Consider the following 11,143-nt stretch of genomic DNA (forward strand, 5'->3'; position numbering starts at 1 on the left):
CAAGCGAGGAGCCTGGTGACCACCCACAGCGGACGGGACGACGAGGCCCGTGAGGGCGTGATACTGCCCCCGGCGGACAGCGACCCCTGGCCGCCCACCCCCGCCTCGGCCGCCCCCTCGGCCGGTCAGCCGTGGGGTCAGCCGTGGGGCCCGGGCCAGCCGGGCGCGACCGGCGAGCCGCCGCGCCCCGCGATGTCGGCGCCGCCGGTGCCGCCCGCGCCCCCCGGCGGCGGCGAGGACACGGCCGCGATCCCGGCCGTGGAGGTCACCGCGCAGATACGGGCACTCCCGCAGCACGGCACGCCGGAGCGGCCGGCCACCCCACCGCCGCCCGCCGCCGGCGGCCCGGAGCACGCCCCGACCCAGCTCAGCCCGGTCGTGCCGGCCGGCCCGCCGGGACCCGCCCTCCCGAGACACGCGACGCCCGAGCGGCCGTCGACCCCGCCCGCGCCGCCGGCCCCCGCCCGACTCGACCAGGCGGCGACCCAGCTCAGCCCTCAGGTCAGACCCCCGGCCGGCGACAACGAGGCCCCGACCCAGCTGATCCCGCCCGTACCGGCGGGCGGCGGCGCCGACGCCGCGCCGACGCAGGTCATCCCGCCCGTCCCGGCCACCGGCGGCGACGAGGCCGCCACCCAGCTCATCCCGCCGGTGCCGGCGAACGCCGGCGAGGCGCCCACCCAGCTGATCCCGCCGGTCCCGGGGAACGCCGCGAGCGAGGCCGCCACCACGCTCATGCCGCCCGTGCCCGCCGCCACCACCGACCAGGCCACCGCGCGGCTCGGACGGCCCGTCGTCGACGACGCGACCACCCAGCTGCGCGCCGTCCGACCAGGCCCCCGGGGACCGGCCGGCCACGCCGCGCCCCCGCCCCCGCAACACCCGCAGCCCCAGGGCCAGTTCAGCGCCCTGTTCGACCACGCGGCGTCCGCCGGGCCACCCCAGGGCCCGCCGCCGGCGGGCGGCTACCCGTACCCGCCCGAGCCGGCGCCGCGGGCCGGCGGCGACCGGCGGAAGCCGTTCGGCATCGCGCTCGCCGTCATCGCCGGCTGCGCCGTGCTCGGCCTCCTCGGCGGCGCCCTGCTCGGTGGCGGTGACGAATCGCGGGAGCCGACGGTCGAGCAGACCGCCGAGACCGAAGAAGGCGGGAACCAGTCCGCCGAGGGCGATCCCTCGACCGACGCCTCGACCGACGCCGAAGCCGGGGCGGAGCCCGGCGCCGAGGCCGACGCGGAGGCCCGCGCCCAGGCCGAGGCGCTCTCCGCGCTGCTCGCCGACAGCAGCGCCAGCCGCGACTCCGTCATCCAGGCCGTCGCCGACATCGGCGGCTGCACCAACCTGGACGCCGCCGCGAACAACCTGCGCGCCGCCGCCGCCCAGCGCAACGGCCTCGTCGACCGCCTCAACACGCTGTCCCTGGACGCCCTCCCGGAGGGCACCGCGCTCGCCGCCGCCCTGACCGAGGCATGGCAGGCCTCCGCCGAGGCCGACGACCACTACGCGTACTGGGCCGACGAGGCCAGGACCGACCCCGCCGTCTGCCGGGGCGGCGGAGCCGGCCGCACCGACCGGACCAACCTGGGCGACGCCGCCAGCGGCCGCGCCACCACCGCGAAGGAGCGCGCCGCGCAGCTGTGGAACCCCATCGCCACCCAGTACGGCCTCCCGGAGCGAACGTCCAACCAGCTGTAGCCGTACGATCGTTTCCCGTGCAAGGTTCGGAAAGGTCTTCCCGTCAGCCCCGCCGCTCATCCACCATGGCAGGCATGCCGCTCAACGACATGCCCTGGTGGCGTTGGCGCGCGAACGTGCGCTCGGCGCTGCACATGCTCTCCGACCCCGCCTTCCAGCAGGGCGTCTGGCTCCCCGGCGTGCCCGGATACGGGGACGTGACGGACGCCGTCTACCGGCTGGTCGAGGACACCTGGCTGGACAACTGGTCGGCCGAGAAGTACGTCGGCACGGTCTTCCGGGACAGCCAGGAGGCCGCGCTGGTGGACGTCGCCGTGCTGCGCTTCCTGCGGATCCTCCACCAGGTCGGGGCCGACGCGCCCGCCTCCGGGTACCTGCAGCACCACGCCTGGCCCGAGGCGGTGCGGGCGGCCCGCGACGCCCACCTCAGGCTGGCGGCCAACGACGGCGAGGACCCGGACACGCCACCGCGCTCGCTCGACGAGCTGGCCGCGGTCCTGCACACCGTCTGAGCGGGTGCGCGGCCCCCGGCCGCGGTGTGCCACGCTTGGCGGCATGACGTCCTCGCCCACCACCCCCGCGGCGGCCCCAGGGCCGCAGTACGTGCTCACCCTGTCCTGCCCCGACAAGCCGGGCATCGTGCACGCCGTGTCCAGTTTCCTCTTCATGACCGGCTGCAACATCGAGGACAGCCAGCAGTTCGGGGACCGGGACACCGGGCTCTTCTTCATGCGCGTGCACTTCGCGGCCGATGAGCCGGTCACGCTGGAGAAGCTGCGCGCCAGCTTCGCCGCGGTCGGGGACACCTTCCGGATGGACTGGCAGCTGCACCGGGCCGACGAGCGGATGCGGGTGCTGCTGATGGTCAGCAGGTTCGGGCACTGCCTGAACGACCTGCTGTTCCGCGCCAGGATCGGCGCGCTGCCGATCGAGATCGCGGGCGTCGTCTCCAACCACACCGACTTCGCCGAGCTGTCCGCCTCCTACGACGTCCCGTTCCACCACATCCCGGTCACCGCCGACACCAAGGCGGAGGCGGAGGCGCGGCTGCTGCGGATCGTCGAGGACGAGGAGGTCGAGCTGGTGGTGCTCGCCCGCTACATGCAGGTGATCTCCGACGACCTGTGCAAGCGGCTGCCGGGCCGGATCATCAACATCCACCACTCCTTCCTGCCGAGCTTCAAGGGCGCCAAGCCGTACCACCAGGCGCACGCCAGGGGCGTGAAGCTGATCGGCGCCACCGCCCACTACGTGACGGCCGAGCTGGACGAGGGCCCGATCATCGAGCAGGAGGTGGAGCGCGTGGGCCACGGCCTCACCCCGTCCCAACTGGTCGCCGTCGGCCGGGACGTGGAGTGCCAGGCCCTGGCGCGCGCCGTCAAGTGGCACAGCGAGCGCCGCGTGCTGCTGAACGGCCGCCGCACCGTGGTGTTCGACTAGGCCCTGTTCCGGCTGCTCACAGCCGGGAGAGCGCGGCCGCCGCGCACAGCACGTCGCGGATCACCAGCAGGTCGCCCTCGCCGCCCGAGGCGGCCTCGTCGGGGGTGATGCGGCCGGCCACGAGCTGGCAGAAGACCACGTCGTCGAGGGCGAGGCGGGCCACCGCCTCGCGGGCCGCGGTGCGGGAGACGGTGGCCACGGGCGAGTCGAGCGGTATGTAGAAGTGGCCGCCGCCCGGGCCCTCGACCTCCAGGTGGAGGGTGCGGCCCGGCGTGCCGGCCGTGGTGAGGCGGGGCTGGGAGACGGCGAGGCCCGCGCGGCGCCGGCGGGCGATGCTCTGCGGGAGGCGGCGCGCGGCCAGGTCGACCAGCTGCCGCAACTGTGGGCCGAGCGGCGGGTCGTAGGGGTACTCGACGGCGCGGGCGATGTCGTCGGCGTGCACCCAGCAGGCGAAGGCGCGGTCCAGGTAGGCGTCCGAGAGCGGCAGTTCGGGGCCGGTGCCCGGCAGCCGGGCGGGGTCGCCGAACGCGGCGCGGGGCACGGTGCGTTCGCCGGTCCTGCCGCCGGTGCCGGCCGCGGCGCGGACCAGCGCCTGGGTCTGCTCCCGCCAGGACCGCCAGGCGTCGGCCTCGCGCCGCGCGCCCGCCCAGCGGGCCTCGGTCCGGGCCACGGGGTCGTCGCCGGCGTCCGGCAGGACGTCGGGCAGGCCGACGGCGCGGGCCAACAGGCCGTCGACGGCGAGCAGGTGGTCGAGCACCCCGGAGACGGTGGTGGTCCTGCCGAGCCAGCCCTCGTGGTCGTCGAACCAGCGCAGCTCCACGGGGGTGCGCCACTCGTCCTCGGTGATGTCGTTCAGCAGCGCGTCGAGACGGGCGGCCTCGGAGTCGAGCGGCGCCGCCCAGGCGGGGACCGGCTGGGTCGCGGGCCGGCGGGCGAGGCAGCCGTCGAGCACCCGGGCGCGCAGCTTGGGGTCGAGATCGAGGCTGCCCTGCGGCTGGAGCAGCAGGGCGGCGTCCCGCAGCCGCAGCGCCTCCTCGGCGCAGCGGCCGCAGTCGTTGAGGTGGGCCTCGACGCGCTCGGTGTCCTCCGGCGCGCAGGCGGACAGCGCCCAGGCGCCGAGCAGCGACATCAGCTCCTGGTGGTCGCCGGTCCTGGGATCTTCCGGCCGGTCCGCCATGCTCTCGTTCGCCTCCCTTCGCCGCGGGGTGACGGGCGCGGGGGTTCCCCGCCCGTCGGGTGGGGAACCCCGGTCGCGCGGCGAGGGTACGCGAGCCGGTCGGCCGTCGCGCGTCAGGGACTTCTCCCAGGGGGTGGGGGTGGTCACGAGCCCTCCGAGGGCGCGGGCGAGGGCGACGGCGCTTCGGCGGTGTAGCGGTGGGCGGAGGAGAGCAGTTGCAGGCCGAGCCGCAGCCGGCGGCGCGCCTCGGCCTCGGTGATGCCGAGTCGCGCGGCCGTCTGGGCGCAGTCCTGCCGCTGGAACCTGGTGAGTTCGAGCGCGTCCCGCAGCGGTGCCGGCATGGCGGTGACGATGTAGTCGGCGCGGGCCGCGGTGGAGGCGGCGCGCACCTTGGCGGCCACCTCGTCGGGGTCACGGCCGACGCCGGGGCGGCGGCGCAGCCGGTCGACGGCGACGCGGTGCGCCTCCTCGGCGATCCAGGACCGCATCGGGCCGCGGCGCGGGTCGAAGGCGTGCGGGGACGCCCAGAGCCCGGCGAACACGTCGTGGGTCACGCCCGCCGTGAACTCCTCGTCGTCGAGGACGCGTTGGGCGATGCCGTAGGCGAGGGAGGCGAACCGGTCGTAGACCTCGGCGAGAGCGGTGGCCTCGCCGCGCCGCAACCGCTGGCACATGTCGCGGTCCCACTGTGGCGGCGTCTCGTGCGCCATCCGGCAACCTCTTCCCGCTTCCCGTCCGTCGGCGAACAACTCACGAGCCCGTCCGCGCGTCAAATGTAGTGCGCGGTGGTGTCGGGGCGCGCCCCCCGAGCGCTCACATCGTGGGGCGGGGGCGCGGTTCCCGTCAGACCATCCCTCGTTCGGGTGGCCGACATGGCTGGTTCGCGGCACATGCGCGCCGGCATATGACGCGTGGTCCCGCCGAAAGTGGGCAGGGCGCAGAGAAGCGGGCGCGGAGTGGCCGGGCACGGTGAGCGAGTGAGCACAGAAGGGCAGCGGGCGGTGACGTTGAGAATGCGGGGAGAACAGCGGGGTGAGTGGACCGTGGTGCGGGTGGTCGGCGAGCTCGACCTGGCGACCTCGCCTGGCGTCCGCCAGCGCGTGCACGAGGCCGTCGCCGACGGGCGGCGGCGTCTGGTGCTCGACCTGTCCGAGGTGCTGTTCTGCGACTCGAGCGGGGTGGGGGTGCTGGTGGCGGCGCGCCGGTTGATGCGGTCGTGCGCCGGCGAACTCCGGTTGATACTGCCGGCGCGGGGCGCGGAGGACGGCTCGCACGTGAACCGGGTGCTGGCGGCGCTCGGCGTGCGCCGGCTCTTCGACTGCTACCCGGACCTGGACGCCGCGGTGGGGGGCGCCGACGCCCCGCTGACGGCGTAGGCTCGCCTTCCTTCTGTTCGAACTCGTAACGATTCAGGGATCGTACAGTTCGCCACGTCCTTACTCCTTTGCGCCGGATTATTCCTCAAGCGCTTGTTGTCCGACTCGCCCGTCAATCATGCTGAGCACAGCCGGGGTTGTGTCCCGGTGAAGGCGAATGGTCCGCCGGTTCGGATGGTGTGAACGGTGCAGGAGCTGGACGAACAACTGGAGGTCGCCCCCGAGCCCTCCGAGGTGGGTCGCGCCCGAAGGTGGGTGCGTGCGCAGCTGGGCCGGGGGCAGTCCTGTCCGGCCTGTCCCGACGAGTCGCAGACCGACACGCTGGTGCTGCTGGTGTCCGAGCTGGTCACCAACGCCGTGGTGCACACGGGCCGGCCGGCGCTGCTGCGGCTCGCCGTGCGGGAGCCCGACTCGGTCCGGCTCGAGGTGGTGGACGACAGCGCGCGCGCCCCGCGTCCCCGGCGCGCGGCGGGGGAGGACACGGGCGGCCGCGGCCTGGAGCTCGTGGAACTGCTGGCCGACCGCTGGGGGTGGCAGGAGGAGGGGGCGGGCAAGCGGGTCTGGTGCGAGCTGACCTGCCCGCCGACCCGGCGCGCGCCGGCTGGTGGGGAGCGGCGCCGCGAGCCGCGAGGGGAACGGAAGGTTCCGGCCAGGTATTGACGAGCCGTGCTGGCTTGATCACCCTGAGGAAGGGTTCCGGCGGATCCCTCGGAGGCGGGATCCGGCGGACTGGGGTGATGCGTTGCGAGGGGACGTCGAGGTCGTCGGCCCGGTCGCGGGTGGACCTCGGCGAGTACGGATCACCGGTTGGGCCCCCTCCTCCGCGCGGGGAGGGGCGCTCAGCGCCGCCGGGCGATGGCGGCGGCGATCTTCTCGGCGTCCCTGGCGATCTCGCGGAGCATCCCGCTGATGGGGTTGGTGAATCCGGTGAAGTAGAGCCCGGGCGCCGCCGGGTGGTTCTGTCTACCGTGCACCAGCGGTCTGCCTCTGCCGTCGAGGAGCCCGAGGTGGCCGACGAGCGGCTCCAGGCCGCGCCGGTACCCGGTGGCGGCGATCACCACCTCGGGGGTGATGGTCGCGCCGTCCGCCAGCGTCACCTTGGCGCCGTCGAACGAGGACACGGCGGCGACCGGCCGCACCAGGCCCTTCCGCACCGCCTTGACCAGGCCGACGTCCTGCACCGGGATGGCGCCCTCGCGCACCCGCGAGTAGAGGCCGGTGGTGGGGCGCGGCAGCCCGTGCCGGCCGAGGTCGGGGACGGCGCGCTCGACCGGCCTGGCCAGCACGTCGACGAGCCGGACCGGGAGCCGCCGCACCAGGATCGCGCTGGCCTGGCTCGGCCAGCCGAGGGTGGAGCGGCGCATGATGTGCGGCGGGGTCCGCACCGCGAGCCTGACCTGGCCCGCGCCGCCGAAGGCGAGGTCGGCGGCTATCTCGGCGCCGGTGTTGCCGACGCCGACGACCAGGACGTCCCTGCCGGCGAACGGCGCCGGGTCGCGGTAGTCGGCGGCGTGCAGCAGCTGGCCGGGGAAGCCGTCCATGCCGGGCCAGTCGGGCAGCCGGGGGGTGTGGTTGTAGCCGGTGGCGACGACCACGGCCGGGGTGCGCAGCAGGCGGCCGCCGTTGGCCTCCAGGACCCATCCGGCGCCGTCCGGGGCGCGGGATATGTGGGAGACCTCGACGCCGTGCGCCAGGTCGATCCGGTGGTGGTGCGCGTACTGCTCCAGGTAGCGGACGAACGCCTCCCTGGGGACCCAGCGGCCGGCGGAGCGCGGGATGCGGAGGCCGGGGAGCGAGGACCAGCGGCGGGTGGTGTGCAGCCGGAGCCGGTCGTAGTGGCCGCGCCAGGACGATCCGACGGCGTCCGCCTTGTCGACGACGACGGTGCGCACCCCGCGGCGGCCGAGCGCGGCGGCGACGGCGAGGCCGCCCGGACCTGCGCCTATGACGTACACGGGGGTGGTGTTCTGGCCCGGTTCACGGGTCGGCTGCGGCATGGCGTCGAGCATACGCAGCCGGTCCGACAGCTGACAGAGGGTGCGCGGCGGCGCGCGTGGGGGCGGGCCGGCCCGGTGACAGGGGCCGGGCGGCGGCGCCCCGCGGCGTCGTCGCTACTTGGCGGTCGGCTTGCGGCCCGTGACGCCGAGGTGGACGAGCAGCGCCAGCGCGGGACGCAGGTCGGCCTGCTTGGCGCCGAGCGACTGGAGGCTCTTGGGCTGCGAGGAGACGGCGGCCAGCATGGTGACGAGCGAGCCGGCGACGGCCACCGGGGGCGCGCCTCCGTCCGCCGCGCGCCCGCGCGTGCGCAGCTCGTCGATGGACTCGGCGAGCGGCTTCACGACCGCTCCCTGCACCCGGGTCCTGATCCGGACGAATCGCCGGTCGCCCTCCGCCGCGCCCAGATCGATGACGCGCAGGATGGCGTCGTGTTTGCGCCAGAAGGCGAGGAAGCCGTCCACCAGGTCCTCCGCCGTCTGCCAGCCGGCCTTGCCGGCCCAGGAGCGGCCCTCGACGAGCTCGGCGAGGGCGGCGCTCTCGCGCAGCGTCTCCTCGGCGAGCTCCAGGACCGCGGCCTCGACATCCGGGAAGTACTGGTAGAAAGTGGCCGGTGACGTGCCCGCTTTGCGTGCTACGTCGATCACCTTGACGTCTCGGTAGGGGGAGCTCCCCAGCATCTTGCCCAGGCAGTCGAGGAGCTTCTGCCGCGTTGCCTGACCTCTGCGGCCGGCGACCCGGCCGTCGACGGTCGTTACCTGTCCTGTCATGCAAGTCAGCTTATCTACGCGCGATCACGGCGCGATTTGATCGCAGCCGAATGGGGGGCGGCTCCGGATGTTTCATGACAGAAAGCTCATTCCCGACCCCGGGTTCGCCACGGCCCCTCGCTGAGGGAAGAATCGTCCCGGAGGTCCGCAGGTGTCGGTGGGCAATGAGATGCTGCGTAGGGCGGCGAAGCGGAGCCCGGACGGGGAGGTGTCAGGCACGTGGTGGAGCAGCTGACGCAGCACGATCCGCGGCGGATCGGGCCGTTCGAGGTGCTCGGCCGGCTGGGCGCCGGAGGCATGGGCCTGGTGTACCTGGCCCGGTCGGCGTCCGGGCGGCGGGTGGCCATCAAGACGGTGCGCAGCGAGCTCGCCGAGGACCAGTTGTTCCGGGTGCGCTTCACGCGTGAGGTGGAGGCGGCGCGCGCCGTCTCCGGCTTCTACACGGCCGCCGTGGTCGACGCCGACCCGCGGGCCGCCGTGCCCTGGCTGGCCACCGCCTACGTGCCGGCCCCCTCCCTGGAGGAGATCGTCAGCGAGTGCGGGCCGCTGCCGGTGCCCGCGGTGCGCTGGCTCGCGGCCGGCATCGCGGAGGCGCTGCAGTCCATCCACGGCGCCGGCCTGGTGCACCGGGACATGAAGCCGTCCAACGTGCTGGTCGTCGAGGACGGCCCCCGGGTGATCGACTTCGGCATCGCCTCCGGCGTCTCCAACACCCGCCTGACCATGACCAACGTGGCGGTCGGCACCCCCGCCTACATGTCGCCCGAGCAGGCGCGGGACTCGCGCAGCGTCAGCGGCGCCAGCGACGTGTTCTCGCTGGCCTCGACCCTGGTCTTCGCCGCCACCGGACACCCGCCCTACCACGGGGCGAACCCGGTGGAGACGGTGTTCATGCTGCTGCGGGAGCGGCCCGACCTGTCGGGGCTGCCCGACGAGCTGCGGCCGATGATCGAGTCGCTGATGGCGCACAAGCCGGAGGAGCGGCCCACCCCGGCCGACCTCCAGGCCGAGCTCGCCCCCCACCTCTTCGCCGCCAGCGACGACAGCGGCAACGCCTCGGCCTGGCTGCCGCCGGCCGCGGTGGCGCTGATCGAGGCGCGCAGAGGCCGGGCGCCGGCGGCGGTGCCGGCGGCGCCGTCCCCGTCCCCCTCCCCACCACCGCCGTCGGTCTCGCCCTCGGCGCCGGTCCCGGTGCCCGGCCTCACCCCGCCGCCGATGCCGGCCGCGCCGCCGCCCATGCCGTCCTCGCCGCCGACCCCACCGCCCGCCGGGCCCCCCGTCGCGGCCGCCCCGCCACCGCCGGCCCCCGCGCCGACCGACGACCCGGTGCGGCTGCCGGGCGCCCGCGTGCCGATCGGCCCGGGACCGCAGCGCGGCGAGCCCGCGGGACCGGACGACCACCTGGTGCCGCACTCGCCCGACTGGGCCCGGCCGCCCACGGCCGCCCCGGCGGCCCCCATGGCCAGCCCCCGCACCGCCCACCCGGGCCAGCAGGTCACCGGCGCCCCGGCCGTCGCCCCGCCCGCCCAGGCACAGGCCCCCGCCCGCTGGCGTCCGTGGCGGTTCCGGATGAACAACGACCTGTGGGGCTCGCCCGTCGTCCGCGACGGCCTCCTCTACGTCACCTCCTTCGAGGTACACGCGCTCGACGTGGCCAGCGGCCGGCGCCAGTTCAAGACCCGCGAGGTCGCCTGGTCGATGGCCGTCAGCGGCGGCCGGGTGCTCGCCTCGGACGGCCCCAGCCTCTACGCGCTGGACGCCACGGACGGCACCGACCGCTGGCGGATCGCGATCGACGGCTGGATCTACGCCCTGCGCGCCGACCGCGGCACCGTGGTCACCGCCACCAGGGGCGGCGGCGTCCAGGCCTGGGAGGCGGCCAACGGCGAGCAGCTGTGGGAGCTCTCCGGCGCCCAGACCGACTTCGAGACCCAGGACACCGCGCCCGTCGTGCACGGCGGCGTGGTCTACCTGTGGGGCGAGGGCCTGCTCTACGCGCTGGAGGCCCGCACGGGCGCCGAGCTGTGGCGGCACCCCGTGGGCGACACCTCGGTGACGGGCGGCGTCCCGGTCCGCGTCGCCCCCACGGACGACGGCGTGGTGTACGTCAGCGCCGGCTCCCGCGTGCTGGCCCTCGACGCGGGCACCGGCGCCGAGCGGTGGCGCTTCGACGCCCCGGCGGCGATCCTCTGCCCACCGACGTACGAGTCGCCGCGCAGCCGGGCGGCCGGCATCTACTTCGCCGACTACCTCGGCACGGTCTACGCGCTCGACGTCACCACCGGCGACGACCGCTGGCGCATCGCCACGGAGGCCCGCGCCGGCACCGACCCGGTCCTGGTCGCCGACGGCCTGGTCCACCTGGGCAGCGGCTCGGCGATGTACACGCTGGACGCGGTCAGCGGCACACCACGCTGGCGCTTCGCGGCCGGCGCCGCGATCGTCGGCTCCCCGGTGGTGAGCGGCGGCCGCCTGCACTTCGGCTCCGAGGACCACTGCCTGTACACGCTGGACGCGGTCAGCGGCCGCCTCAGCTGGAAGCTGGAGACCGGCGGCGCGATCACCGGGACGCCGGCGGCGTCGGACGGCATGGTCTTCGCGTGCAGCAAGGACCACTGCGTCTACGCCCTCGACGCGGCCCGCGGCACGCGGCAGGCGCAGTCCTAACGGGTCCGCTGCGCCTGGCTTCGGCC

The 11,143-nt window shown here is 75.3% G+C and carries 10 protein-coding genes; 6 read left to right on the forward strand and 4 right to left on the reverse strand.

All coding sequences use genetic code 11. The annotated features are described in order from the left end of the window. Nucleotides 1-15 precede the first annotated feature (15 nt). From RNC47_RS18700 to purU, 3 genes are all read left to right on the forward strand, one after another. Nucleotides 16-1,692: a hypothetical protein gene (locus tag RNC47_RS18700; RefSeq protein ID WP_311600211.1), complete on the forward strand. Its 1,677-nt coding sequence runs from the start codon at nt 16-18 to the stop codon at nt 1,690-1,692. Between the two features lie 65 nt (nt 1,693-1,757). Continuing rightward, complete coding sequence (locus RNC47_RS18705; RefSeq protein WP_311600217.1) at nt 1,758-2,204, forward strand: SCO4402 family protein; 447 nt, start codon at nt 1,758-1,760, stop codon at nt 2,202-2,204. A 43-nt stretch (nt 2,205-2,247) separates the two neighbouring features. Beyond that, nucleotides 2,248-3,132, forward strand: coding sequence for a formyltetrahydrofolate deformylase (gene purU / locus RNC47_RS18710; protein ID WP_311600219.1), 885 nt, complete (start codon nt 2,248-2,250; stop codon nt 3,130-3,132). 16 nt (nt 3,133-3,148) lie between these two features. On the opposite strand, the gene RNC47_RS18715 is transcribed toward purU, so the two are convergent. Together RNC47_RS18715 and RNC47_RS18720 are read right to left on the reverse strand one after the other, a co-directional pair. Continuing rightward, the gene (locus RNC47_RS18715; protein WP_311600221.1) at nt 3,149-4,309 is read right to left on the reverse strand and encodes a zf-HC2 domain-containing protein; all 1,161 of its coding nucleotides are present in this window, start codon (nt 4,307-4,309) and stop codon (nt 3,149-3,151) included. Nucleotides 4,310-4,452: 143 nt separating this feature from the next. Next, the gene (locus tag RNC47_RS18720) at nt 4,453-5,019 is read right to left on the reverse strand and encodes a sigma factor (protein WP_311600223.1); all 567 of its coding nucleotides are present in this window, start codon (nt 5,017-5,019) and stop codon (nt 4,453-4,455) included. Nucleotides 5,020-5,310: 291 nt separating this feature from the next. On the opposite strand from RNC47_RS18720, the gene RNC47_RS18725 reads away from it, so the two are divergent. Continuing rightward, nucleotides 5,311-5,685 carry an STAS domain-containing protein gene (locus RNC47_RS18725; RefSeq protein WP_311600236.1) on the forward strand — a complete coding sequence of 125 codons (375 nt, stop codon included), beginning with the start codon at nt 5,311-5,313 and terminating at the stop codon, nt 5,683-5,685. Between the two features lie 186 nt (nt 5,686-5,871). After that, nucleotides 5,872-6,345 carry an ATP-binding protein gene (locus RNC47_RS18730; protein WP_311600224.1) on the forward strand — a complete coding sequence of 158 codons (474 nt, stop codon included), beginning with the start codon at nt 5,872-5,874 and terminating at the stop codon, nt 6,343-6,345. A 179-nt stretch (nt 6,346-6,524) separates the two neighbouring features. On the opposite strand, the gene RNC47_RS18735 is transcribed toward RNC47_RS18730, so the two are convergent. Both RNC47_RS18735 and RNC47_RS18740 read right to left on the reverse strand, forming a co-directional pair. After that, nucleotides 6,525-7,682, reverse strand: coding sequence for a flavin-containing monooxygenase (locus RNC47_RS18735; protein ID WP_311600226.1), 1,158 nt, complete (start codon nt 7,680-7,682; stop codon nt 6,525-6,527). A 114-nt stretch (nt 7,683-7,796) separates the two neighbouring features. Then, nucleotides 7,797-8,450, reverse strand: coding sequence for a TetR family transcriptional regulator (locus tag RNC47_RS18740; RefSeq protein ID WP_311600228.1), 654 nt, complete (start codon nt 8,448-8,450; stop codon nt 7,797-7,799). A gap of 219 nt (nt 8,451-8,669) precedes the next feature. Here RNC47_RS18740 and RNC47_RS18745 point away from each other — a divergent pair, with 219 nt between their 5' ends. Beyond that, nucleotides 8,670-11,117 carry an outer membrane protein assembly factor BamB family protein gene (locus tag RNC47_RS18745; RefSeq protein WP_311600230.1) on the forward strand — a complete coding sequence of 816 codons (2,448 nt, stop codon included), beginning with the start codon at nt 8,670-8,672 and terminating at the stop codon, nt 11,115-11,117. Nucleotides 11,118-11,143 lie beyond the last annotated feature (26 nt).

This window comes from Streptomyces millisiae, from assembly GCF_031845425.1.
Classification (GTDB): Bacteria; Actinomycetota; Actinomycetes; order Streptomycetales; family Streptomycetaceae; genus Streptomyces; species Streptomyces millisiae.